Annotated in this window: 26 protein-coding genes, 10 tRNA genes and 1 pseudogene; 24 read left to right on the top strand and 13 right to left on the bottom strand. The window is 47.2% G+C overall.

All coding sequences use genetic code 11. The features are described from left to right. Positions 1–107 precede the first annotated feature (107 nt). The gene (locus H6F88_RS19640; RefSeq protein WP_190644427.1) at positions 108–2,042 is read right to left on the bottom strand and encodes a potassium transporter TrkA; all 1,935 of its coding nucleotides are present in this window, start codon (positions 2,040–2,042) and stop codon (positions 108–110) included. A gap of 317 nt (positions 2,043–2,359) precedes the next feature. Here H6F88_RS19640 and H6F88_RS19635 point away from each other — a divergent pair, with 317 nt between their 5' ends. The 4 genes from H6F88_RS19635 to H6F88_RS34100 all read left to right on the top strand — a co-directional run bounded on the left by H6F88_RS19635 (position 2,360) and on the right by H6F88_RS34100 (position 5,461). Next, positions 2,360–2,950 carry a cytochrome b gene (locus tag H6F88_RS19635; RefSeq protein WP_190644426.1) on the top strand — a complete coding sequence of 197 codons (591 nt, stop codon included), beginning with the start codon at positions 2,360–2,362 and terminating at the stop codon, positions 2,948–2,950. Between the two features lie 198 nt (positions 2,951–3,148). After that, positions 3,149–4,681 (top strand): HAMP domain-containing sensor histidine kinase, encoded by a 1,533-nt coding sequence (locus H6F88_RS19630; protein ID WP_190644425.1) that lies wholly within the window; start codon positions 3,149–3,151, stop codon positions 4,679–4,681. Continuing rightward, positions 4,587–5,252, top strand: coding sequence for a response regulator transcription factor (locus tag H6F88_RS19625; protein WP_190644424.1), 666 nt, complete (start codon positions 4,587–4,589; stop codon positions 5,250–5,252). The genes H6F88_RS19630 and H6F88_RS19625 overlap by 95 nt, the downstream gene beginning before the upstream one ends. A 26-nt stretch (positions 5,253–5,278) precedes the next feature. Further along, positions 5,279–5,461, top strand: coding sequence for an AAA-like domain-containing protein (locus H6F88_RS34100; RefSeq protein WP_190644515.1), 183 nt, complete (start codon positions 5,279–5,281; stop codon positions 5,459–5,461). 161 nt (positions 5,462–5,622) lie between these two features. On the opposite strand, the gene H6F88_RS19615 is transcribed toward H6F88_RS34100, so the two are convergent. Further along, positions 5,623–6,045, bottom strand: a complete 423-nt coding sequence (locus H6F88_RS19615) for a hypothetical protein (protein ID WP_190644423.1) — start codon at positions 6,043–6,045, stop codon at positions 5,623–5,625. A 98-nt stretch (positions 6,046–6,143) separates the two neighbouring features. Between H6F88_RS19615 and H6F88_RS19610 the strand changes: the two genes are divergently transcribed. The 12 genes from H6F88_RS19610 (at position 6,144) to H6F88_RS19555 (ending at position 8,829) form a co-directional block, all read left to right on the top strand. After that, on the top strand, positions 6,144–6,395 hold the full coding sequence (locus H6F88_RS19610; RefSeq protein ID WP_190644422.1) for a hypothetical protein: 252 nt from the start codon (positions 6,144–6,146) through the stop codon (positions 6,393–6,395). A 78-nt stretch (positions 6,396–6,473) separates the two neighbouring features. Then, positions 6,474–6,887: an alr0857 family protein gene (locus H6F88_RS19605; RefSeq protein ID WP_190644421.1), complete on the top strand. Its 414-nt coding sequence runs from the start codon at positions 6,474–6,476 to the stop codon at positions 6,885–6,887. Between the two features lie 516 nt (positions 6,888–7,403). Further along, a tRNA-Arg gene (locus H6F88_RS19600) sits at positions 7,404–7,477 on the top strand. A gap of 104 nt (positions 7,478–7,581) precedes the next feature. Continuing rightward, positions 7,582–7,657: transfer RNA gene (locus H6F88_RS19595), tRNA-Cys, on the top strand. 5 nt (positions 7,658–7,662) lie between these two features. Next, positions 7,663–7,738: transfer RNA gene (locus H6F88_RS19590), tRNA-Ile, on the top strand. A gap of 2 nt (positions 7,739–7,740) precedes the next feature. Further along, positions 7,741–7,811: transfer RNA gene (locus H6F88_RS19585), tRNA-Trp, on the top strand. A 183-nt stretch (positions 7,812–7,994) separates the two neighbouring features. After that, positions 7,995–8,072: transfer RNA gene (locus H6F88_RS19580), tRNA-Arg, on the top strand. A gap of 319 nt (positions 8,073–8,391) precedes the next feature. After that, positions 8,392–8,466: transfer RNA gene (locus H6F88_RS19575), tRNA-Arg, on the top strand. A gap of 31 nt (positions 8,467–8,497) precedes the next feature. Next, positions 8,498–8,571, top strand: a tRNA-Ala gene (locus H6F88_RS19570). Between the two features lie 2 nt (positions 8,572–8,573). Next, positions 8,574–8,650, top strand: a tRNA-His gene (locus H6F88_RS19565). Positions 8,651–8,653: 3 nt separating this feature from the next. Next, positions 8,654–8,737, top strand: a tRNA-Ser gene (locus tag H6F88_RS19560). 4 nt (positions 8,738–8,741) lie between these two features. Further along, positions 8,742–8,829: transfer RNA gene (locus H6F88_RS19555), tRNA-OTHER, on the top strand. A 92-nt stretch (positions 8,830–8,921) separates the two neighbouring features. On the opposite strand, the gene H6F88_RS19550 is transcribed toward H6F88_RS19555, so the two are convergent. Continuing rightward, the gene (locus tag H6F88_RS19550; protein ID WP_190644420.1) at positions 8,922–9,134 is read right to left on the bottom strand and encodes a hypothetical protein; all 213 of its coding nucleotides are present in this window, start codon (positions 9,132–9,134) and stop codon (positions 8,922–8,924) included. Between the two features lie 409 nt (positions 9,135–9,543). Between H6F88_RS19550 and H6F88_RS19545 the strand changes: the two genes are divergently transcribed. Beyond that, complete coding sequence (locus H6F88_RS19545) at positions 9,544–10,101, top strand: RNA 2'-phosphotransferase (protein ID WP_190644419.1); 558 nt, start codon at positions 9,544–9,546, stop codon at positions 10,099–10,101. A gap of 92 nt (positions 10,102–10,193) precedes the next feature. Here the strand turns inward: H6F88_RS19545 and H6F88_RS19540 are convergent, their stop codons facing one another. After that, positions 10,194–10,415, bottom strand: coding sequence for a hypothetical protein (locus H6F88_RS19540; protein WP_190644418.1), 222 nt, complete (start codon positions 10,413–10,415; stop codon positions 10,194–10,196). A 211-nt stretch (positions 10,416–10,626) separates the two neighbouring features. Here H6F88_RS19540 and H6F88_RS19535 point away from each other — a divergent pair, with 211 nt between their 5' ends. Both H6F88_RS19535 and H6F88_RS19530 read left to right on the top strand, forming a co-directional pair. Next, positions 10,627–10,860, top strand: a complete 234-nt coding sequence (locus H6F88_RS19535; protein ID WP_190644417.1) for a hypothetical protein — start codon at positions 10,627–10,629, stop codon at positions 10,858–10,860. Between the two features lie 37 nt (positions 10,861–10,897). Further along, a complete protein-coding gene (locus H6F88_RS19530) occupies positions 10,898–11,395 on the top strand; it encodes a GNAT family N-acetyltransferase (RefSeq protein WP_190644416.1) in 498 nt (165 codons plus the stop codon). Here the strand turns inward: H6F88_RS19530 and H6F88_RS19525 are convergent. Together H6F88_RS19525 and H6F88_RS19520 are read right to left on the bottom strand one after the other, a co-directional pair. Continuing rightward, complete coding sequence (locus H6F88_RS19525; protein ID WP_190644415.1) at positions 11,310–11,897, bottom strand: nucleotidyltransferase family protein; 588 nt, start codon at positions 11,895–11,897, stop codon at positions 11,310–11,312. The genes H6F88_RS19530 and H6F88_RS19525 overlap by 86 nt on opposite strands. Positions 11,898–12,006: 109 nt before the next feature. Further along, the gene (locus H6F88_RS19520) at positions 12,007–13,386 is read right to left on the bottom strand and encodes a carotenoid oxygenase family protein (RefSeq protein WP_190644414.1); all 1,380 of its coding nucleotides are present in this window, start codon (positions 13,384–13,386) and stop codon (positions 12,007–12,009) included. A 145-nt stretch (positions 13,387–13,531) separates the two neighbouring features. Here H6F88_RS19520 and H6F88_RS19515 point away from each other — a divergent pair, with 145 nt between their 5' ends. Continuing rightward, complete coding sequence (locus H6F88_RS19515) at positions 13,532–14,734, top strand: LanC-like protein (RefSeq protein WP_190644413.1); 1,203 nt, start codon at positions 13,532–13,534, stop codon at positions 14,732–14,734. A 113-nt stretch (positions 14,735–14,847) separates the two neighbouring features. Further along, positions 14,848–15,660 (top strand): mechanosensitive ion channel family protein, encoded by an 813-nt coding sequence (locus H6F88_RS19510; RefSeq protein WP_190644412.1) that lies wholly within the window; start codon positions 14,848–14,850, stop codon positions 15,658–15,660. Positions 15,661–15,792: 132 nt separating this feature from the next. Here H6F88_RS19510 and H6F88_RS34565 read toward each other — a convergent pair whose 3' ends face one another. The 5 genes from H6F88_RS34565 to H6F88_RS19485 all read right to left on the bottom strand — a co-directional run bounded on the left by H6F88_RS34565 (position 15,793) and on the right by H6F88_RS19485 (position 18,453). Then, positions 15,793–16,431 (bottom strand): response regulator, encoded by a 639-nt coding sequence (locus tag H6F88_RS34565; RefSeq protein ID WP_190644411.1) that lies wholly within the window; start codon positions 16,429–16,431, stop codon positions 15,793–15,795. Positions 16,432–16,443: 12 nt separating this feature from the next. Beyond that, positions 16,444–16,809, bottom strand: a complete 366-nt coding sequence (locus tag H6F88_RS19500) for an ATP-binding protein (protein WP_190644410.1) — start codon at positions 16,807–16,809, stop codon at positions 16,444–16,446. After that, the gene (locus H6F88_RS19495; protein ID WP_190644409.1) at positions 16,810–17,421 is read right to left on the bottom strand and encodes a histidine kinase; all 612 of its coding nucleotides are present in this window, start codon (positions 17,419–17,421) and stop codon (positions 16,810–16,812) included. A gap of 56 nt (positions 17,422–17,477) precedes the next feature. Continuing rightward, positions 17,478–18,200, bottom strand: coding sequence for an IS1 family transposase (locus H6F88_RS19490; protein ID WP_190644514.1), 723 nt, complete (start codon positions 18,198–18,200; stop codon positions 17,478–17,480). Between the two features lie 64 nt (positions 18,201–18,264). After that, a complete protein-coding gene (locus tag H6F88_RS19485; RefSeq protein WP_190644408.1) occupies positions 18,265–18,453 on the bottom strand; it encodes a hypothetical protein in 189 nt (62 codons plus the stop codon). 265 nt (positions 18,454–18,718) lie between these two features. On the opposite strand from H6F88_RS19485, the gene H6F88_RS19480 reads away from it, so the two are divergent. After that, positions 18,719–19,051: an AraC family transcriptional regulator gene (locus tag H6F88_RS19480; protein WP_190644407.1), complete on the top strand. Its 333-nt coding sequence runs from the start codon at positions 18,719–18,721 to the stop codon at positions 19,049–19,051. On the opposite strand, the gene H6F88_RS19475 is transcribed toward H6F88_RS19480, so the two are convergent. Continuing rightward, positions 19,048–20,745 (bottom strand): iron uptake porin, encoded by a 1,698-nt coding sequence (locus H6F88_RS19475; RefSeq protein WP_190644406.1) that lies wholly within the window; start codon positions 20,743–20,745, stop codon positions 19,048–19,050. The genes H6F88_RS19480 and H6F88_RS19475 overlap by 4 nt on opposite strands. 207 nt (positions 20,746–20,952) lie before the next feature. On the opposite strand from H6F88_RS19475, the gene H6F88_RS19470 reads away from it, so the two are divergent. Together H6F88_RS19470 and H6F88_RS19465 are read left to right on the top strand one after the other, a co-directional pair. Next, on the top strand, positions 20,953–21,153 hold the full coding sequence (locus H6F88_RS19470) for a hypothetical protein (protein WP_190644405.1): 201 nt from the start codon (positions 20,953–20,955) through the stop codon (positions 21,151–21,153). Next, positions 21,150–21,830 (top strand): AraC family transcriptional regulator, encoded by a 681-nt coding sequence (locus H6F88_RS19465; protein ID WP_190644404.1) that lies wholly within the window; start codon positions 21,150–21,152, stop codon positions 21,828–21,830. The genes H6F88_RS19470 and H6F88_RS19465 overlap by 4 nt, the downstream gene beginning before the upstream one ends. On the opposite strand, the pseudogene H6F88_RS19460 reads toward H6F88_RS19465, so the two are convergent. Further along, positions 21,798–21,893 (bottom strand): annotated as a pseudogene (locus H6F88_RS19460) (IS5/IS1182 family transposase); the annotation flags it as partial. The gene H6F88_RS19465 and the pseudogene H6F88_RS19460 overlap by 33 nt on opposite strands.

Raw genomic sequence — 21,893 nt, 5'->3', positions numbered from 1 at the left:
AAGAAAATCTGTCTTTAGGAAGATGCTTTTATTCAGCTGGAGTTGAATAAAAGCATCCTCTAGAACCGAGATCTGTAGTGTCTAGCAGCTCATAACAGACTGTCACTTTAAGACTCAGCCAACAGAATGATCGCGTCCTGAGGCTTAAACTCGACAAGCTGATTTTTGGATGGATTAATCACAACGCCGTAAGATCTCGCCAGGTTATTGGCATCCGCTTTGCACCGATACCCGATCGCTGACTCTCCTCGTTTTTTAGCAGACTCAACAATCGTATAGAAGTTAACGGGGCGATCGATCTCAACATAGTCCGCGACGGGTTTGAGGTAAATCTCCGATCCTTCTGGGCTGAATAAGTCGCTCAGTACAGCATTAATGTTCTTCTGTTCAGACACTTGCGCCAGCATCAAACTGATGAGCTGCTCACTGATGACAAAATCATCTGGACGAGCAACTTGAGCGAGCGCTTGATTTCTTACATCCAGAATTTCGGTGACTACCTGAAAGTTATGGTGATGGCGATCGGAAATATCCCGCAAATGCAGCAGTGTTACCAGAGTTTGGGCATCTGCTTGCTCAACCTCCAAGCTTGGATTGCATAGAACAACAGCATGATTGTATTCGGTTAAATTGAGGCTTTCTAGCACTTCTCGATCGGCTGGATCGCCCTGTTGATAACGCACCGTTTGATTCTGTAGTTTAAGTGTTTCTTCTGACAAATCGACTTCGGCATCTGGAAACTCAGCTACGACCGTCACAGTAGAACCAGACGCAACATACTGATCGAGCTGCTGAATGATCATGCAAACGCGATCGTTCCAGCCCAAAATCAAAGTGTGTTCGGCTCTGGCTAAAGCTTGTTTTGCTGCCCGAATAGCTTGGGAATCAATTAACGTATCAGCGAGATTTGATAAGTGAATGGTGTCGTCATCTTCACTAATTAAGATAATTTGTTCCCCTGCTTGGATAGGGGTATGAATGGGCGGATTGAGTTGAATCGCTCCATCAACGCGCTGAATCCCAATTACAGTGGAGTCATTGTAAGACAGAAGCGCATGACCATACGTCTTTCCCTGTAGTGCAGGCTCCGTTTTAAAGTAGATCTCATTCCCGCTAAAATCAAGCAGATCCATGTAAACCACAGACAATCCTGATTGCCGACAGGTTTGTACGACGATACGCGAGATTAGGTCATTCGTTAATAATGTTTCTACTTCGCTTTGCCCAATGATGTTGATCACATCCAGGGTTTTAGCGGTCTGGACCTGAGCAACAATGTGATAAGGCTGAGAGTGCGATCGCGGAATATTAGTAATCGCTAACAGTGTCTTCACTAACTGGGCATCTGCATGATCTTGAGCAGAATTCAGGATAATGATTGAGCGCGCGGTTTGGATGTTCACAATTCCCAGGTCAGCCATATTACTGGGGTTGCCGGTGCGGCAAACTAGCCGAATTCGAGGCAGTCTCCCTAAGGTACTCTGAAGCGCCGTTTCCATTTCCACTTTGTCTGCTTCACTGAGGATAACAATGCAAGTATCGGGTCGGTTGGCATTTGCTAGAGCTAACTCAGAGATCAGGGTAAAAACCTGGAGCGACCAGCCCAAAATCACAATGTGATCGGTTTCAATCACCCGTGAGCGACCCTGGCGAAGGTCCTCTAACTTTGCATCAATTCCACTGCTGAGTAGACCAATGAGGGTACTCACTACAAAAATGCCGCCAAAGGTGACAAATAGCATGGTTAGGCGAAACACCCAGCCCGTATCGCCGCCGACCGTACCTGAGTCGAGCGTTCGCATCAGCACCCCCCACACAGCTTCTGGCAAACTGAGGCGATCGCCATCTTCTGGTGCAATTCCAGACAGATTGACCAGAACTGCCATCAGCAAGATAAACACGAAAGAAACTAGTGCTAATCCACTGACTAAGGCGACAGTACCCTTAGCCATGAAGTTGTCAAACCTGTAGCGCAATAGGTTGGCAAGGGTGCTGTAGCGGGTGCTGCGAATTTCTTGAGGGCTGTAGATCGGTTTTTGCATGGGAGAAGCGGGAAACGATGTGTCGCTGAGTGCTCTAAGATATCAGAGGCATAGGGTAGTATGCCCGATTCAATTCCAATCTTCATGTAGTCAAGGAAATTGTTGAAAGTTTGTAATCTTGCAACTTGCTTTGTAATCTTGCAGCTTGCACATAATGATTAAAAATGAAAACGGCTATAAAAAGTGATTTGTGCAGAAGACAACGTTGTTTGTCAGATTTATAAAAAAGTTTTTATCAACGGTTTATTGTGAATTTATGGAACTCTCGGATATTGAATGACAGAGCAAAAACGTCATTGAAATGCAGGAGATTTCCGATGAGTTCTCAATTAGTGCCTCAAAAAGCGGTAGCTAAACCCAGATTAACTTCAGCTTTCAAACAGCTATGGTCAATTCACTGGATCATGGCAAGTGGCTATTTGTTGCTATGGGTTGGAGGGTTTGGAATGGTACGGCTACCAGAAGATACAGCCCTGCAGGACAACGCTTACACCTTGCACAAGTCAGTTGGTGCATTAACAATGGCATTGCTAACTTGGCGAATCTTTATTTTGCAGCGCGTCTGGTGGCGCAAGTATACGCGCCGCTTGCCCAAGTTTACAGGTGAGTGGATTCGCACATTCCTGCTGCACACAGCAATTTACCTGTTTATGCTAGCAGTTCCTCTGAGTGGTTTTCTTCTATCCAATTCTTATCAAAGCGGGAATGTTCCTTTCTTCTGGATTGCGACGCTACCGGACATTTTTCCTGAGAAGGCGGCTATTGTAGAGTTGGCAAGAGATCTACACTTCTGGATCGCGTACACATTTCTAGGATTTGTTGCGCTGCACCTGGTTGATCAGAAGAAGTATGTGCGATCGCTCTGGCGACGAGTAGGCAAAGCCTTGAAAAAAACATCACTTAACTAGCCCTACTGGAGTGCAGTTCATCATGGCTCAATCAATATCCTACTTCTCTGTGCAGCAATACATGGGTTATTTGCAACAGCAGATGACTTATGTGAACTCAGGGAGTGTTCATACTGACGAAACTGCTTCTGTTAAATTCTCAAGGCAGCAGCGAATTCATTTAGAAATCCTATTCTCTCGCCAATTGAGGAGGTTGCCATGAGTTACATGCCTCCTCTCAGGCAATGGCGGCAATGGTTTAACAGTACCCGTCCTCGGATCTTGATCTGGTATTTTTTACTCACTACCTTCTCTGGGGTTGCATCTATTTTGGTAACTCACCATATTCTATATGAGCGGATTCGTGACCACTCTCAGGAATATGTTTCACGCCAAACCGATGAGTTTCAACAACTTGTGCGTGAGTATCGTCCAAGTTCTAATGCATCCGCTGGACAGCAAGTTGCTACGATTTTTGATGTTTTCCTGTCCCAATATGAACCAATAGATGCAGACGACTATGCGATCGCTCTCCTACAAGGTGAGGTTTATCAATACACTGACCTGTTTCCAACGGAATTGCTAACACAAGATGCTGCCTTAATTCAACAATGGGGACAGTTAGTGAATGCCGAACAAGGAAGCGTCAACACCTCAGCGGGTGAACTGTTTTACATTGCAGAACCTGTCATTATTGATGGACAAGCTCAGGGAGTGTTAGTGATTGTTCACTGTGCTGATAGTATTTATCAGTTGGTGGATGGAGCAGTGTTACTGATCATTCCGGTCATGTTGGGGGTCATGGGAATTGCAGCGGTAATCGCTTGGACAACCGCAGGACAAGTGCTGTCTCCGCTGCGAACGTTAACTGAAACCGCACAGTCTATCACCGAGTCGGATATGACTCAGCGAATTGCGGTAGAGGGCACGGACGAAATTGCCAAATTGACGACCACTTTCAATGCGATGCTAGATCGACTTCAGGTTGCGTTTGAGAGCCAGCAGGAATTTTTGAAAGATGCTGGTCACGAATTGCGAACCCCGATTACCGTGATTCGCGGCTATCTCGAAACTTTAAAGTATCGCCCGGAACGACAGGAACAAACGATCGCACTGGCAATTGATGAACTCGATCGAATGAATCGCCTCGTCAATGATTTATTGCTCCTGGCAAAGGCAGAACGACCCGATTTTCTCACGCTCAAGTTGGAAGAATTGGACTGGTTAACCGAGGAACTGTATCTCAAAGTCCGTTCTCTAGCAAATCGACAGTGGAAGCTGGAATCGAAAGGTTTAAGCCCAATTCGGGTCGATCGCCAGCGGATTACCCAAGCAGTAATGAACCTGGTGCAGAATGCTATTCGCCATACTCAAGTAGGGGATGCGATCGCCCTCGGTTCCTCAATCTGCGAAAACTATGCTCACATTTGGGTGAGCGATACAGGAGAAGGAATTGCCCTAGAAGATCAGGTGCGTATTTTTGAACGCTTTGTCACCACAGCACAGGAAACTCAGGGCGAAAATCATGGATTGGGGCTTTCTATTGTGGAAGCGATCGCCCATGCTCACGGCGGCTGGGTTGAGCTTTCCAGTCATCCCGGTCATGGTGCTACCTTTACGATTGTGATTCCACTTGACGCTACTCCAGCCACTATCCATGAGTCGAATTCTCATCATCGAAGACAATCTCCGCATCATCGACTTTCTGGAATCCGGGCTACAGGCACACGGCTTCACGACCATCGCCGTTAACACCGGGCGAGAAGCACTGCAAGTAAGCCATGCCGGAGATTTTGATCTGGTGATTTTAGATTTAGGGCTACCCGATCAGGATGGGTTAGCCGTCCTCAAAGCCTTTCGCGGACAGGGACAAACCATTCCGATCATTGTTCTTACAGCACGAGATGGCGTAGGACATACGGTCGCTGGATTGGAGGGCGGCGCAGATGATTACATCACTAAACCCTTTAGCTTTGAAGAATTGCTTGCCCGCATCCGAGTGCAGCTTCGCAATAAAGTACCCCGCACTCAGCCAGATACTTCATTGCAGGTGGCTGATATCACACTAAATCTGTTGACTCGTCAGGCATGGGTGGGCGATCGCTCCATCGAATTCTCAGCCCGAGAGTTTCTACTCGCAGAATTTTTTCTGCGTCATCCAATGCAAGTACTTACACGAGAACAGATTCTCGATCGTATCTGGGGATATGATTATGACCCCGGCACTAACATTGTCAACGTCTATGTCGGGCACTTGCGAAAAAAGCTGGGAGACAATCGTATTGAAACGGTTCGGGGTGTAGGTTATCGGCTACGGGTCTAAAGTTTTGTGGCTGATAGTATGTAGCAATTCTTTCTGTCAAAGCAATCTTCCTGCTAAACCAAGGACAAACCAGTTCTGTTCAGCTAGAGCCAATCGCCGCCTATCAGCTTCACAGTATGGAACTCATTCGGCTGACAAGCAACGAGGCTAAACCGCGCTGCTCTGTGTATCGTCAATATTTTCAACAGCACCTGGGAGAAGTCAGATGAGTACTGACTCGGCGGCATATCCCTATTAGCCTAGCAGCAGTTTGCCTACCGATACGTCTACCTATGGGACCAGACAGGCAGACGCTGAATTGTATGAGGCATTGCTGGCTAGAGGACTGTGTCGCAAAGACTTCTGCCAAGAGGAAACATGCTCCCGTCAGTTAATTGTATAAGCTCAAAGGAACAAGTTCGCCAGTATCTGTCAATCCCAACCATATTTTCTGTTGGGGATGAATATATTGTCCGGTAATGGCGCATCTCTCCTCTTTGTGTGCGATCGCGCTAAAAGTTGCTCGAATATTTGACATGGACAACCGAGATGAGTGGAAGTGCATTGTTGTAACTTCTTGATCCGAGGATCGCCTACTTTTATCAGAAAGCGATGCAAAGCAATTTTCCACTTGGGATAATTCCTTATCATCTGATATTGTTTGTTGCTCCACAAACTGCCAAAGTATATCTCGGATGAGAGCCTGATAGCCTTGCTCACCGGAAATTTCCCGTAATCGCTCTTTTAGCTCAGATTCCAACCGGATACTCGTGACCTGCATCTCCGGAGTAGTACCTCGTTTGCGTGTATTCATGATCGAACGTCCTAATTTTGATCAAAGAGTGGACAACCCAATACTACAAGTGTAGTATGTAATAGCCCAGACTTGTAATACGAATACTACAGCCTTCCATGATACGCCTTCTCCTCGCCACCCCAAGCAACACCATATCGTGCCAATCCCATCCAGGTTTAGGCGCACTGGCGCTGTCTGCGTTCGAGGGAACGTATCGCTTTAGCGGCGGCAGATCCGTCAGGAAAGGCATTGATGTCCGTAAAAGCATTGATACAGCAATTTATTCGGATCGCATTCACTCCGAATCGTTCAATTCAGATCAACTGACCGCAAGCGGGAGGTGCAGCGCAACCCTGACACCCACCTAGGGAAAACCATATCAATTTCCCAAACCCCCGCTCCTGGTCATCAGAGGCGGGGGTTATTTTTTGAGGAGTAAATTACCCATGTTAAAGCTGAATTACACCGAAGTTGGACTGTACATGGAGCGGACGATGACCGCACCCGAGATGTTAATCGCACAGCGCGTCGTTCTGGCAATGCGGTTAGGACAACCGCTCCACGTTGAACCAGGTCGTGCCTCCTTTCTATTACCTGCTGATATTCCTGAACTGGAAGAACTAGCGATCGCGTTGCAGCAAGAAGGCAGCTCAACTGTCACGCTCATTCCTGTAGATCAGGAGTTTGTAGAAGTGAGCCTGAACGGAAGCTGGGTTGCCGAAAGCAAAGAGGCTCACGAAGGGATGTTTCTAACGGCGATAAGCGATTACCCCGAAGAGGGAACTGCTTCGCATCGCACCGAGTTCTTCATCTACAAGCTATGGCAAATGAGTGAAGCACACGTTTCTTCTCTGGCGTAATGGACAACTCTTGTAGAAGAGGGGGATACAGACATTTTGAGGCACTCTCCCTCTCCCTTCCAAACTCTTTCCCAAAAAAGTTGTAGTATGCCCTTGACGTTTTGTAGTACGTTGTATTATGTTTGTAGTATGAGATGAGACACAAAAGAGCTAATCCAATGACTACTCGCTCCCTTCAATCAATAGGTCTTCTCTCGAAGTGTTCGGAGTTCTTACAAACTCATTTCTCTGGTGCTTCTGCACCCCTTCGAGATAAACCTTTTAATCAGGGATCATCTTCAACCCAACGTATTAAAGCAATCCATCACCTTCAGCAAACTCATTACCTGGAACGGCGTTGCTTCCTCTAATTCCTGCTGACATCAGCGAACCTGAACCTTGATAACTGAATCGCCACCTTGGGGATGTAGCTTAATCTGGCTCAAAGCAATCGCGCGCCCGTGCGAAAGATCGTGGGTTTAAATCCTGTCTCAAGCACGGAGAAGCGGGTGCAACTCCCGTCAGATACCTCTAAATGAGGATGTAGCTCAAATGGATAGAGCGCCTGTCTTCGAAACAGGAAGCTGCAGGTTCAAATCCTGTCATCCTCGCTGTGGGGACGCGATTGGTGTTCGACTGCTCCGAAGCCAACAAACGGACGGTTGCAGGATTGGGGTTCGATTCCCCACGTCTCCACCAAACTTTTAGATTACCCCTCCAGGTCGCCAAGTGGGAAGGCGTTGGTCTGCAAAACCAACTATTCGCGGGTTCAATTCCCGCCCTGGAGTCCAACCATTGCAGTGTCACCTAATGGTTAAGGTACTCGGCTCATAACCGAGCTTATGTGGGTTCGACTCCTACCACTGCAACCAATGCACAGATGGTGTAACGGCAACATCACGGTTTCCAAAACCGTTGTTCGAGGTTCAAATCCTCGTCTGTGCGTTGTCGTGCCCTAACCGGAAAAGCTACATACTCGCCCAATAGTAAAGGCAACTGTTTTGAAAAACAGTCACATACAGGTGCAAATCCTGTGTATGAATAACAGCTTTTTCGACTTGCACGACATTACCACGACGTTGATGGTGCAGAAGCGAAGTGGACGAGCAGCACGTCTTTAAAATCTTTGAGAACGTGGTGTAACTGGATGAACACGTCGGTCTACGAAACCGAAGAGTGAAGGTTCAACTCCCTCCGTTCTCGCCAATTGTGGAGGATAACGCTGAATGGTCGGCAACTGGCTTTGAACACCAGGGTAGTCCTTGGGCTAGGGGTTCGATTCCTCTATCCTCCGCCAAAACGGGAAGTTGGTGAATCTGGTGCTCACGTGCCATTGAAGACGGTGAGAAGGCAGTTCGATTCTGTCACTTCCCACTCGTGAGTATTGATCATCTTCTGCAAGCCTTTCAAAGTGTAGCTTGCAACAGATTGACTACTCACTCATTGCTCCATAGCTCAAAGGCGGAGCGGGCGGCTATTAACCGCACGGTTGTAGGTTCAAATTCTGCCAGGATTATCAAACTTTGGGAGTGTCGCCTAATGGATGGGCACCGGTCTTCTAAATCGGCTTGTGTAGGTTCGAGCCCTACCACTCCTGCCATTGATTCAAGTTATTGCCAGGTGGCAATCGTGGGTCTGTAGCTTAATTGGGAAAGCGTCTGCCTTGCAAGCAGAAAGATGCCGGTTCAAATCCGCCCAGAATCCACTGTGACTGAACCCGAAGTGGTGGAGGGGCTGGTCTGTGACACCAGTGTTAGCGAGTTTGACTCTCGTCAGTCACCCCAAATGGAAATTGCGGTCGATGGGCGACAACCTGTCTCGAAAACAGGCGTGCAGTCAATTCTGTAGAGGTTCGATTCCTCCAGTTTCCGCTGATGGAAGGTGCGGCTGTGTGGACGGCAACTGGTTTGGAAAACCAGAGGATAGTGTAACGCTATTGAGGTTCGACTCCTCCTCCTTCCGCTGTTTTGTTGATAAGTAAGAGGTGATAGCAATGGTACATATTCGCTTTGAAGGGCGACCCCTTGCAAAGTGAGTATATCAAAAGAACAGAAGTTAGGAGCATTTAAGCAACGCCTTTAAATTACCTAAATGCTTCTCTAGAGATACTTTAGCAGTCTCGACTTGTTCAATTCTTGTTTTCAATGCTTGCACTAGCCGAATGTGAACCTGTTTATCGATCGAATGCTGAAACACTGAAGCCATATCTTGCTCAATCAAAGCAGTTTGAGCCTTGTTATGGCTAGTAGTTGCCTTGCTCATACTCATTTGACACTTGCTTCTCAAATCCGAGCAAAGATCTTCTAAAACTTTAATGCTTTCCTGTAGACTCTGAGTTCCCGATTTTAGAGCTTCTTCATAGGTTGATGAATCCGACGGGTTTCCAGGATACAAGACTGCTTTCTTCAATCGTTTTAGCTCATCATCAATATCACTGTAGCTCGTCAAAACTCGACCCCTTAAAGCTCAAACTCTTCTGACAAATTTAGTCTCGACAAACCTATCATTGGACTAGCTAAACCTATCTGTAGAGCGATGAATTTCCTGTGATTTAGATCACTTCATAAAAAAGTAACAAGAACTATGAGAGAGGAAAAAAGATGTTTTAACTACATTTACTTCGGCGATCGCTCAAAAAGCAATCTTCATAAGTGAAAAAGCATAAGAATTAGCAGCAATGGACAAAGCACGGCAGACAAAAATCAGCAAATACCTCAGTAAACATCTGCGGCATACTCCAGAGCATCTTGGACTCACTTTGGCTCCTGGTGGTTGGGTAGGCGTTGATGAGCTATTGTCTGCTTGTGCAGCCCATCAGTTTCCTCTTACTCGTACAGAATTAGAGGATATAGTCGCCACCAGCAATAAACAAAGGTTCTTGTTTAATGAAACCAAAACTCGTATCCGTGCTAATCAGGGACACAGCACTGAAGTCGATTTGCAACTGGAACCCCAAATTCCGCCGGATGTGTTGTATCACGGGACGGGCGAACAATCTGTTCCTGCAATTTTGCGATCAGGGTTGCTCAAGATGTCACGGCATCATGTGCATTTGTCTAGAGATGTGGAAACTGCCCGAGAAGTGGGAATGCGGCATGGTCGCCCTGTGATTTTGAAAGTTGATACTGCCCTCATGCAGCAAGCCGGATTTACCTTTTACTGCTCAGACAACGGGGTCTGGCTAGTAGATGAGGTTCCATCCCGATATCTCATAGTGCTAGAAACTGATGGCTAAGGGAATCAATATGCATCTACATCAATTTGTTGACATCAAAATTCTGGGCAAATATTTAATAGTGAATACAACTGTGCAGTGATCTACCAGGTTTATTTCTCTGTAGCAGTCGCATCATCCGATGCTTCAGATCTTTGAGCAAGAGAGTATTGAATACTCCCCTCTCCATATCCCAAGTCATATTGGCTAGCTTGTTCGGGATCAGTTTCAGGAGGTTGTTTGGAATGGCCCATTAGTGCATCTGATTTGCCACGGCTAAACCAATCTTCTTGAGCAACTTGCTCTGGTACATTTGCGGAGTCGTCAGCAACCATACTCACCCTTCTTCCTTTACACAATCACGTTTACATCAGTTTTACTCTAGTGTACTCATCGGGGAATAACGTGCAGCTACCTTGCGACAGAGATAGACAACCTACTGCAATGAAGTGCCAATCAGGACTGATATTCACAAGCTACTGAACCAAATTGTGAGTAACCAAGCACAACTGCAATCCACTCAATTTCTGTCACCCTGCGTCAAGGGTGGACGAAGTCAAACCTGTCCCTGTGCATCTGGTGAAAGAGGGAGTTGTTTTTGAGCAAATCATCTTCGCTGGAATGGCAATTTCTGTTGGTTTGGAGAAGTCGATCGCCGTTCTGATAAGACCTAACCGTTCAATCATTAAACCTGTAGAATTGGCGCTGATGAACGGGTATGGTTCACGGATCTCAATTCCCTCTGCGGGACATGGCATTGCCATGTCCCTACGAAATTGATACATCAGATCAGCAGTGCCGTAGAATTTGAAGGATAATGTACGAAGTTCAAAGAGTTCTGGATTTACCTGTACAGGAGTTAGCCGAAATGCTGGCTGAGAGCAAAACGGCTGGCTTTCGAGCAATCGATCGCTTAATCAACGAGTGGAGGGCAGGAGTAAATCGATTCGATCGCCCCGGAGAAGCATTATTCCTGGCAAAGCAGGGAAACCACATCATTGGCATCTGTGGGTTAAACCATGATCCCTACGCCAATTCAACTCGGATTGGACGAATACGACGTTTATACGTGATGCAGAGCGATCGCCGTCAGGGAGTTGGGCGATCATTAGTTCACCACGTTATCCAAGCAGCACTGAGTTTTGATTGGCTCCATGTTCGTACAACCAGCCCTATTGCAGGTCAGTTCTATCAGTCGCTTGGTTTTACGACCTGTGATAGTGAGTTTGTTACGCATGTTCTGAACCTGACAACGGTTCACTTGAAGAATCTTCGAGAGGAGCTGCCAAGCGTAGTGCAGGACACAGTTCCATAAATGACGCTGCTTTGCGTTCGGCATCAGGATTGTGAACGTGAGCAGGCGTTGGGCAGACAACTCCCTGCAATAAATCGTTCAGACCATAGGGCGTGAAAAATTGCCATTGTCCCTGCTGATCCAACTGCACTCCGACTGCGGTTGCCGTGTGGAGCCAGTCTGCGACTCCATCTTTAGTGCTGTGATAAGGTCTACGCCCTGTTCGCCAGCGGGCAAAGCTGGCTTGGTTTTTCACATCAAATTTGTAATGAGGGAACTGTTTGCTCAAGGTCGCCTTTGCTGCTAATTCTTGAGCGCGATCGCCTGCTAAATCAAAAAAGGCAATATCAAAATCATTGATCACTAATTTACAATCTTCACCCAAAACTGCTTGCCAGACTGTGTTTCGCACTGCTCCACCTGCTAGCCACCAGTTTGGTAAATTGAGCTCTGCGAGCGCAGGTAAGACAGAGGCGATCGCAGAGCCTTCCAAAATTTGCTGAAGCCGTCTCAAATCGTCCATATTTCCAGATTTTTGTGTAACTGAACTCACCATTATCGACAGTGAGCAGCGAGAAAAGTGTTGTTTGATCATCGTCGGGAGGTTATCTAGTTGGACGATGCAATAGTTCTCAAGGCAACGTAACCCAGGTGCCGTGAAAGCCATAGGGAACGCGCTGCGGCATCTGGATGCGGGCAACAGCCTCACTCGTCATCGTTTGAGTGCTGATGATCACTAACTCCGATCTGTCCTGAGTTTCATCATGCACAAAGGTCATGAGCCAACCATCATCCTCCGAAGTCCCGTTTGGTCGTGGCACAAATACACCTTCCCCGCCATAACGACCTTCACCAAATGAGTGCTTCTGAACGCTCTGTTTATCCAGGTCAAACTTGAGTAGACCATCAAATTTTGGCATTTCGATTGGCGCAGTGCTGCCCGCGTATCCGTAGCGGATAGGTCTGCCTAAATACTGTTCATTGATTCGAGGAAATTCACAGGAATGATCATCCAGCGTCTGTTCCTGCACAGTTCCCGTCTTCAGGTTGAACTGCCAGCGGTAGAGCAACGGCACATCAGTTCTAACCTGACGATTATCTCCTTCATGGGAACTGGGAGATGCGCCTAAAACACTGGTGCTGTTTGTCCGACAGGCAATTAAAACGATATCATCGCCTTCTTCATACGCATTAAGGGTGTGGAAGACATAACAGCTCGGTGCTTCAAACCACCGAATCGACTGGTTATCACTGTGCCGAGGCAAAATCCCAAACCGACTAGAGCGATCGCGCTCAAAAGCAAAGGCAGGTTCTCCCCGTTGCAGCCGTTCCAACCGAAAGGTGAGGGGTAAATCCATAAAAATGGTGTAGTGTTCTGTGATGGCAAAGTCATGCATCATCACTCCCACAGGCAGGTCGATTGGGACAGTTTGCAGCAATTCTCCCTGGGCAGACACAACGCTGTATTGAACATAGGGCGGTTGCCCCAGAGAGTAGCCAAAGAACATCATTTCCCCTGTCACCGGATCAACTTTGGGATGGGCAGTGACAGGGGAAGACAACTTACCCTCAAAGGTATATGTGCCGCTCGTGTCTAAATTGGGCAGCTCAATTGCGTGAGGTTCACCCCCTTCCCAGAGAGCCAGCAGGCGATCGCGATGCCACACGAGAGCTGTGTTTGCGACATTCTTGAAGCCTTCCTGCGAGGGTTCGAGCAGTCCCCCAAATAATGCCTGCCCTGCTTGCCGCTCTTGCTTAAACCCTCTAGTCTGAATGTAGCGATTGCGGTAGCTTGCCTTGCCATCCTGAATGTGAACACCATGTAGCATCCCATCGCCATCAAACCAGTGATAACGACCTAAAGGTGGAAACTGAGGATTGGGCCCGTTGCGGACGAACATTCCATTTAGCTCAGGTGGCAGCTCACCAATGACGGTTAATTGCTCAACAGTTAACTCTGTTTGGACGGGGGCAAAGTTGTCAGCGAGGTAAGGGTTGAGGGTGGCTGTCATGGGTTTGAGAAATAACCTGCTTCTCCCTTGTAGCAGAAATGCCCACTTTGCGGTACAACCCTTTGTAGCAATTGCTCAAAAGACTACGATTTACAATGACAATAAATAAATGAAATGAGGGTCGTGATCGCACTGAGGTAAAGAGATGACCTTATTTGATACAGCCAGACACTATCCACTCTTGCAACAGGATTGGAACCCCAATACGGCTCAAGAGGCGATCGCAGCGATCGTCCACGAAACTATCGCTCAACTGCAAACCGTACCGCTATTGGCTGGGCATCCAATGGATGATTACAGTCTTGGCAGTGACCTGTATTTTGGCAAAGCGGGTGTACTGTGGGCGATCGATTACTTACAAACCGTTGGCGCAGTGGATTCAGCCTTTGATATTACTACTCATCTCGACGCAACATTAGCGCAAAATCGCCAGCGCTATCCGCAGGTTAGTCCTTATCCAGAGCAGTCATCTTATCTATTTGGAGAACTACCGCTGCTCCTGTTGCAATATAAACTCGCCCCCTCTGAGGACAAAGCGAACGAAATCTGGCGATCGGTTCACAAGAATGATACTCAGCCGATTCGAGAGCTGATGTGGGGAATTGCAGGTTCAATGCTGGCTGCCTACTTCATGCATCAGTGGACACAAGAACCGAGATGGCAAGATATCTTCAAAACTCAAGCAGCCCTACTGTTACAGGAATGGCAACCCGTTGGTGAGGTTGGATATTTATGGACGATCGACTTGTACGGCAGTCAGAAGCAATTTTTGGGTCCCGTACACGGCTTCGCCAGTAATTTAACGCCGTTATTAATTGGACAGTCTTTGTTGGAGGAGGATCAGTTCCAACAGATTTCAGCCAAAGCTATGACGACTCTGGTGAATACTGCAGTGACAGATGGTGAAAGAGCAAATTGGCACGCAGTCTATGATACAGCGAATCCCGGTCAAGCTCCAGAACTGGTGCAGTATTGTCATGGAGCACCTGGAATGGTGACAGCTTTGGCACTGCTGCCGAGCGGTATTAATGAGCCATTCGATCGCATTTTAGAGCAGGGCGGCGAACTAACCTGGCACGCAGGTCCGTTGAAGAAAGGGTCGAATCTGTGCCACGGCACTGGCGGCAACGGCTATGCATTTCTCAAGCTGTTCCTTCGAACCGGAAATCAGATGTGGCTCGATCGCGCCAGAGCCTTTGCCATGCACGCAATTGAACAGTACCGTCTTTCTAAGCAGCTCTACGGGCAGTTGCGCTATCCGCTGTGGACAGGGGATTTGGGTCTAGCGGTTTATCTGTGGGACTGCCTGCAAGCCCAAGCAAAATTTCCAACAATTGACGTGTTTTGAATGCAATTACGCCTTGAGACGCTTTAGCGACTGTCCTACTCGGGTTTAAGGACTGTGAACTGTACGCTTTAAAGTGAAGAGTGATTTTCCTTAAAGCCTACAGTTCAATCGATATGCTGCCTCTTTTCCTGGCTCAAGTTGCTGCTCCGACTCCCTCTCCAACAACAGGACAAAGTCTAAGTGACATCGCACTTCAGATTCTGCTGAAGCTGCTATGGGCAGTTGGCATCCTGATTCTCACCCGCATTGGGGTCAATCTGGTTAGTCACACAGCTCGCAGGCTGCTCATTCAAGTAGAACCAATTTTACGAAAGTTTTTCATTCAAGCCTCTGAATTTCTCACACTTGTCGTTGGAATTATTGCAGCCCTCAACGTTATTGGAATTCAGACAACAACCCTGGTAGCAGTTTTAGGAGCGGCAGGTTTAGCGATTGGCTTAGCGTTGCAGAATACACTCTCTCACTTTGCGGCTGGCATCATGTTAATTGCCTTCCGTCCGTTTGAGGCTGGAGATGTAATCGAAGGCGCGGGAGTTGCAGGTATTGTTGACAGTGTGGGAATTTTCTCAACAACGATTCTGACTCCAGATCATATAAAAATTATTGTGCCTAACAACAACCTGTTTTCTGGAACGTTGAAAAACCTGACCGCAATGGGAACTCGGCGGGTTGATTTAGAAGTAGATATTGGCGATCGCCCAATAGAACCAACCATTACCCACTTATTATCTTTAGTCCAACCCCATCCTCTGGTACTGAATACCCCAAAACCGACCTGTAATGTCGCGTCCGTTAGTCGCGAGAAGACTGTTTTATATCTACGTTCTTGGTGTGCGGCAGAAGCTTACGAGCAACTCCGATCTGAGATACAGCAGATTATCTCTGAGTCTCTGTATCGGCAACAGCAAGACGAAAATGAGCAATAAATATTCATTACGTCTGACATAACAACCTTCTACTTACTGCTCTGAAAGCAGCCTGTAAATCTTACGCTTGACCTGAGTAAGCAATTCCCGGACTCGATTGGCTTGCAAAAGCAAAAGAGGGAACTAAACTGCTCAGGGAGCTAGCGTCCGATTCACCATCCCTTTTTTTACTGCCAACAGTGCGGCTTGAGTGCGATCGCTCACTCCTAATTTGCTAAACACATGATTAGCGTGATATTTGATTGAGCTTTCGGACAGATGTAGGGCTTCAGCGATTTCGCTGTTACTTTTGCCTTGAGCAATCAACTCTAGTACCTGCTGTTCTCGCTGAGTCAACTGAGGGCGACTCATACGTTCTGCTAGCTTCTCTCCCACTTCTGGAGGAATATATTTTTTACCCGAATGCACAATGTGAATGGCTCTCACAATTTCATCCACTGGAGCATTTTTGAGAATATATCCTTTTGCACCAGCCTGTAGCCCCCGATAGATTTCTTCGTCACTGTCGTAGGTGCTTAACACAATCATGCGGGCTTCTGGATGAGCTTGGCGAATGGTGGCAATCGCCTCAACTCCGCTCATTTCGGGCATTTGCAAATCCATCAAGGTGACATCTGGGTGGTGCTGCTGAAATAACTGAACTGCCTCCAAGCCGTTTGCAGCCTCAGCAACAACTTCCATTTCGGGCTTATACTGCACCATCAACACCAAACCATTGCGAACAATCGGATGATCATCCACTACTAAAACCCGAATTGGTTGCTCTGACACCGCTTTATTCTCCTAATTCACAGCAACTTGAATACAGATCTCTGTGCCCTGTCCCGGTTGACTATGAATGGTCAGTTGCCCAGCGATGCGATCGGCCCGCTCACTCATACTAATCAATCCAAATCCACCCGTATCCACATCGGGCAAAAAGCCCCGCCCGTTGTCCTGTACACACAATTCAGCGATCGCCTCTTCATACGTGAGTTTAATCCGAAGTGTGGTTGCTTGAGCGTGTTTCAATGTGTTAGTCATCGCCTCTTGACTAATCCGCAACATATTTTTTCCAATGATTGGAGAGAGCAACCGAGGCGTACCCACAATCTGCAGATCGATTTGGATCGGTGAGCCTGTGCCGATTTGCTCAACACTGCTAGCCAACTACTGTGCCAGATCTGCATATTCCTTATCATGAGGACGAAGTGCCCATACCGATCGCTGTGCTTCTGCTAAGCCGCTTTGGGTCAAGCTTTCAACCCGATCGATGATTTCAGCTACAGCAGTAGGGTCTCGCTGCAACAGCCACTTTGCCACTCCCAGTTGAATCGAGATTCCAGTAAATGCTTGCGCCAGCGTGTCGTGGATTTCTCTCGCTAAGCGATTGCGTTCTTCTAGAATGGCAGCTTCTCGATCGCGCTCTGCCATTCGTAATAACTGAATCGCCAAAGTAGCGTAGTGCGCCAGAGCTTGCATGAGTTCCAGATCATCGGCTTGAAACTCTCGCCGTTCCATGAATCGGAGGGTAAAGCTGCCAATGATCTCGTTTCGCAACAGCAACGGCACTCCCAACAGGGTTTTTGCGCCTAAATGCTGCATAAACTGACGTTGCCGAGGAGTTAGTTCTGGTGCAGTTTCAACGTCGTAAATGGTAGGATGGCGATCGCAGATATGGGTTTTCCAGGTCAGATCGTGCCCCTGTGTCCAGGGACCTGGCAGTCGTTTACCATCTGCTGTAGCCTCAAACACCTCACCCTTGTAGTAGGCTAGATGCACATGAAAGGCATCTGGGTAGTCCTATTTAGTAAAGGATAGAGAATAAACAATCTCTTCTAACAACTCGGCCGTTCTGAACGTATCAGTTCATTGTAGTGGTGAATGAAGTTCCAGATTGCACCAATGTGATTCTCTAGCTTCTTGGAGAAGGACAACGTTTTCCTCACCAAACGAGACACTCGTTGTCTAAGAGTGTTGTTAAACCGTTCAATGTAGCTAGTCAGTCCACTTTCCTTACCGACTGCACGATGACGTTTACTCGGTAATGCTGCTGTGTATGCTTCCCAGTAGTCGGTGTAGACCATTGCACATGGTCGATACACCCCCGGCAAAGACTGCCACAAAGCAACGGCAGAAGTTCCAGAGCGATCACCGATGTAGCATCCAACGATTTCGCGTGTCACGACATCCATTGCAAGCCATATCCACTGCTTGTTGCCTTTATCATCGACAAAAGACCACAGTTCGTCCATCTGCACGACTAAGCGCCCCTTGTCTTTCGGTTCTACCTGCACTTGCCGGGGCACCCCTTGGTAGTAACGATTGACGTAGCTTTGCAACCAGCTCTCACAAACCTGCACCACACGAGCAATCCCAGCCAGAGGAACTCGCTCCAGCAACAATCGGTCAATCATCGCTCTGCTGTCAGGGTCAATTGGCTTCCACTGCGGATTCTTCACAAACTGACGACCACAATCACGGCATTTGTAGTTTTGTTTGCCTCGACGAGTGGTGCCGTTTTTCATGATGTCGTGGGAGCCACAAGTGGGACAAGTCAAATCAGGTTTCATCGCTCAGAATCTGGCTAAAACTTGACTACTAGCTATTTTTCTCTATCCTTTACTAAATAGCACTACCGCACTCGGTCATGACACACAGCACATGACCCAAAGCGGTGTCGAGTTCCGGTTCGCTAGCCAGAATATCTAAAGTTTTCTTGAGTACAGCATTTGCTTTAGCAAGCTGCTCAAACCGATAGGGTGTCGCCTCTTCAGAGGATTGAACGCTACTTTCAGAAGCATTTTGAGACATACAAGGCTAAGGAATGTGATGCTGGCGATGGCAATGGGTTCTAAAAATCATTATTACAGGAACTCGCCTTAGCCCCCCACTCACACACCTACCCTCAGTTCAGATTAAATTTAGCCTTTTGTCTAAACTTAATCAAACGTTCAGACAGCGACGTTTAACGCTGATCTCACTAAACTTCTCATAGGTTGAGCAAATGGAGAGCAGATGGAACCTATGAGTAGATCAAGCATTCAAAAATTCGTTTATCTTTTTAGGCAAATTAATAATGAATGAGTTGCCGCTGAGTGTAGTGAAACAAACGCTAGATTACATTCAAGAGCATCTGAGTGAGGAAATTTCGCTAGAGGCGATTGCCAACCGTATTGGTATTAGTCGATATTACCTCAGTCACTTGTTTAAACAGTCAATGGGAATCTCTCTCTATCAGTATGTTTTGCAGCAGCGTGTAGAGTGTGCCAAGCAATTGTTAAAACAAAGCGAACTATCGATTGCTGAAATTGCCCTGGAGTGCGGTTTTGCAAATCAGACTCATCTAGCAAAACACTTCCGCAATCTGGCTGGAACATCTCCCAAAGTCTATCGAAATTCATCAGTTTAGAAGGAAAAAGTGGTTCGCACGGTACCGGTGACAACGGTGCCATTCTCACTGCGATTTGCAGGATCATTCACAACTTGGATCACAGGTGTGATTTGAATATTGTCACTAATTGCAAATCGATAGAAGGCTTCCAGGTTAGTTTGAGTTGCATTACCAATTTCAGTGGCAATGAAGGGTTGACCGATTGCAAGCCCGGCTAAGTTTCCCTCTTGCAGCAAATCAGGAAAGGCAATGCCTGCCATCCAGTAGTTAGGTTCAATCTCGCCAAATGCGGTATCGCGATATTGGCTGTATCCATATCGTCCAAATAGCGCCAGCCAAGGGGCGATCGCCACTTCTGCATTCACCCCAACCGCATCAAAAGATTGATCAAAAATCCGACCGCCGCTATATTGCACTCGTAACGCCAGCGTCGAAGAAGGGGCGTATTCTAGTTCAACCATGCCTTGATGGGTATCGCCAAAGAGACCGCGATCGCCCCTATCTGCGGTAGCTGAGGTATTGCCTGGATAGAGCAGTGAAGTGAAAGGGGCAGTTCCCCGTAAAATACCCTGGACGGTTGGATTACCTGCATCAGCGGCAGCATACAAGGCTCGAATGGTGAATGGGCCATCTCCAACATTCCAATCTATAGCGGCACCCGCACTGGGTCCATTAACGGGAAATAAAACATAATTATTGGTTAACGCTAAAGTGCTAAAGTCGCGGAAGCTAAGGTTAGCATAGCTGTTTCGATCAATGTAGTCGGTGGTGCGAATATTGGGACCAATAGAAACCGCCACATGTTCTAGTGGACTAAAGGTGTAGTACAGACGGCCCAGCCCAAAATTACCATTGCTAGGAGGTTTGGCCGAAAAGTCTAAGGTACTGCCAAAGTTAGGTTCTAAAAATCCTCCTGCATTATCATTGGGACCACCACTTCCCGTATCTATCCGGACTCTCAACAAATCGGTTTCCGTAAAACTGGTGTTTAAGTCCAAGTTAACCCGATAAATAAACGTTGCATTTGGGTCTTGCTGTCTGAAGATCTCTCCAGTTGGACTGAGCAGGTTTTCGCCTTCAAAGCCACCCGCATTCGCTGCAAAAACGGCTTGCCCAGTCAGTCGAGTCGTTGTGGAAAATTGATTGGCTTCGACGGTAGCGGTTTGCGCTTCTAGGGTGTCAACTCGTCCTCGCAAAACTGCTAATTCTGAAGCAAACTCTTCTTGTAACCGTTGAATTGTTTCCAGGTCTTCACCCGTTGCCGCATCTGCTAAACCAGCAGCGATCAGTTCATTAATGCGATCGAGCGCAGCGTTCAAACCCGCCGCGAACTCATAACGGGTTATTGCTCGGTTACCGCGATAGATGCCATCGGGGTATCCAGCGATCGCCCCGTATCGTTCTACTAAAGACTGAAGTGCTTGAAACGCCCAATCTGTAGGCTGCACGTCCGACAGTTGATTAACAGAAGTGACTTGACCCACTAACTCACTGTTCTCTGTAGGATTCTCTAAAACAGGAATATAAAAGCTTGTCTGCTCATCAGTTTCGTTCGTTTCATCAACTCTGTGAGTGACACTAACCGATTGAACTTGCTTCTGTCCATTCTCCAAATTCTTTGCCTGGGCAGGAAAAGCGATCAAAACCGTAATGAAGCTGATTCCTATTACTTGTGACAAAGTGAATTGTGTAGTGAGTTGAGTTTTTGTCATACTGCGTTCAAGCACAAAACGTTGAGATAGATTTTAGGTACGGTTTTACGTTCTGTCTCATCGATTCTTGCGAAGTGAGGCTGTTTCGTCAGCTCTTGCCTTCAAGTTCGTCAGCAGCGGAGCAAGACTTCACTTTTGAGCAAGAACTCGTCATACGATCGCTTTGCTTTGGCTTAAGATATCGTAGATTGCGATCGCACATTGCCTATGAAAGCAAAAGCAGCAGACATTTCAGTTCAAGCATGGCAGTCAGATGGCGTCTTGCTAGAGCAATATTGCTATACCGCAGGTACAGTAGAACCTTTGCCCAAGCACTGCCACGAGGAATATCAGTTTGGTTTAAGTTTTGATTGTGCAGGTCATACCACTATCGAGGCGCATCCCATGATATTCCGATCGCCAGTATGAGTATTATCCATTCGGGTGAAGTTCATGCACCAAGCGATCGCACCTTTCTTCCAGAGCCAATTACATTCTGGATGATGACTATCCATCCAAAATGGTTTCAATCTGCATCTGCTGATCTAGCTGCGTCAGAAATTTTACCCTTTTTTCCAGATGTCTATCTGGCTGACCCTCAACTCAACCAACTGTTTATCACATTACAGCAAAAGACCGACCTGCAATCGCAGTTAGAACGAGACATAAATCTCTGGAATCTTTTGTCTTACCTGCTGACGAACTACGCTGAAAACCGTCTTGTAGTCTCTCCTCTGTCGTCAGCCAGGATTGCGATTAAACAAGTGTGTGACTACCTTCATGCTCACTTTGCTACAGATGTTACGCTCGATCAGCTGTCTGAGCTTGCTGGGTTGAGCCGCTTCCATCTGAGTCGTGTGTTTCGTCAGGAAATTGGTTTATCACTCACTGCTTATCAAACTCAACTACGAATTAGCCATGCCAAAAAACTCTTAGTAGAAGGAATGGCGATCGCCACAGTTGCATCCCTCACGGGATTTTACGATCAAAGCCATTTTGGCTGGCAGTTCAAACGGCACGTTGGGGTGACGCCTGGTAATTATAGAGAAACAACATTAGACTTCCTGCATGAATCAAGAGGCATGTGCCAATTCATAGTTGAGTAAGCCAGCAATCAGGTTCAAGCGCAAGCCAAACCGTTTTCTGCGGTTGCGATAACGTCCTGCAAA

This window comes from Oculatella sp. FACHB-28, from assembly GCF_014696015.1.
GTDB lineage: Bacteria > Cyanobacteriota > Cyanobacteriia > Elainellales > Elainellaceae > JAAUTN01.
Note: the sequence above shows the minus strand (reverse complement) of the source record. Positions and strands in the feature narration are given on the sequence as shown.

What these genes read in the sequence shown, in the direction of transcription:
- H6F88_RS19640 (WP_190644427.1), bottom strand. Translation starts at nt 2,042, where the DNA reads ATGCAAAAACCGATCTACAGCCCTCAAGAAATTCGCAGCACCCGCTAC.
- H6F88_RS19635 (WP_190644426.1), top strand. Translation starts at nt 2,360, where the DNA reads ATGAGTTCTCAATTAGTGCCTCAAAAAGCGGTAGCTAAACCCAGATTA.
- H6F88_RS19630 (WP_190644425.1), top strand. Translation starts at nt 3,149, where the DNA reads ATGAGTTACATGCCTCCTCTCAGGCAATGGCGGCAATGGTTTAACAGT.
- H6F88_RS19625 (WP_190644424.1), top strand. Translation starts at nt 4,587, where the DNA reads ATGAGTCGAATTCTCATCATCGAAGACAATCTCCGCATCATCGACTTT.
- H6F88_RS19615 (WP_190644423.1), bottom strand. Translation starts at nt 6,045, where the DNA reads ATGAATACACGCAAACGAGGTACTACTCCGGAGATGCAGGTCACGAGT.
- H6F88_RS19610 (WP_190644422.1), top strand. Translation starts at nt 6,144, where the DNA reads ATGATACGCCTTCTCCTCGCCACCCCAAGCAACACCATATCGTGCCAA.
- H6F88_RS19605 (WP_190644421.1), top strand. Translation starts at nt 6,474, where the DNA reads ATGTTAAAGCTGAATTACACCGAAGTTGGACTGTACATGGAGCGGACG.
- H6F88_RS19550 (WP_190644420.1), bottom strand. Translation starts at nt 9,134, where the DNA reads ATGAGTATGAGCAAGGCAACTACTAGCCATAACAAGGCTCAAACTGCT.
- H6F88_RS19545 (WP_190644419.1), top strand. Translation starts at nt 9,544, where the DNA reads ATGGACAAAGCACGGCAGACAAAAATCAGCAAATACCTCAGTAAACAT.
- H6F88_RS19540 (WP_190644418.1), bottom strand. Translation starts at nt 10,415, where the DNA reads ATGGTTGCTGACGACTCCGCAAATGTACCAGAGCAAGTTGCTCAAGAA.
- H6F88_RS19530 (WP_190644416.1), top strand. Translation starts at nt 10,898, where the DNA reads ATGTACGAAGTTCAAAGAGTTCTGGATTTACCTGTACAGGAGTTAGCC.
- H6F88_RS19525 (WP_190644415.1), bottom strand. Translation starts at nt 11,897, where the DNA reads ATGGACGATTTGAGACGGCTTCAGCAAATTTTGGAAGGCTCTGCGATC.
- H6F88_RS19520 (WP_190644414.1), bottom strand. Translation starts at nt 13,386, where the DNA reads ATGACAGCCACCCTCAACCCTTACCTCGCTGACAACTTTGCCCCCGTC.
- H6F88_RS19515 (WP_190644413.1), top strand. Translation starts at nt 13,532, where the DNA reads ATGACCTTATTTGATACAGCCAGACACTATCCACTCTTGCAACAGGAT.
- H6F88_RS19510 (WP_190644412.1), top strand. Translation starts at nt 14,848, where the DNA reads ATGCTGCCTCTTTTCCTGGCTCAAGTTGCTGCTCCGACTCCCTCTCCA.
- H6F88_RS19485 (WP_190644408.1), bottom strand. Translation starts at nt 18,453, where the DNA reads ATGTCTCAAAATGCTTCTGAAAGTAGCGTTCAATCCTCTGAAGAGGCG.
- H6F88_RS19480 (WP_190644407.1), top strand. Translation starts at nt 18,719, where the DNA reads ATGAATGAGTTGCCGCTGAGTGTAGTGAAACAAACGCTAGATTACATT.
- H6F88_RS19475 (WP_190644406.1), bottom strand. Translation starts at nt 20,745, where the DNA reads ATGACAAAAACTCAACTCACTACACAATTCACTTTGTCACAAGTAATA.
- H6F88_RS19470 (WP_190644405.1), top strand. Translation starts at nt 20,953, where the DNA reads ATGAAAGCAAAAGCAGCAGACATTTCAGTTCAAGCATGGCAGTCAGAT.
- H6F88_RS19465 (WP_190644404.1), top strand. Translation starts at nt 21,150, where the DNA reads ATGAGTATTATCCATTCGGGTGAAGTTCATGCACCAAGCGATCGCACC.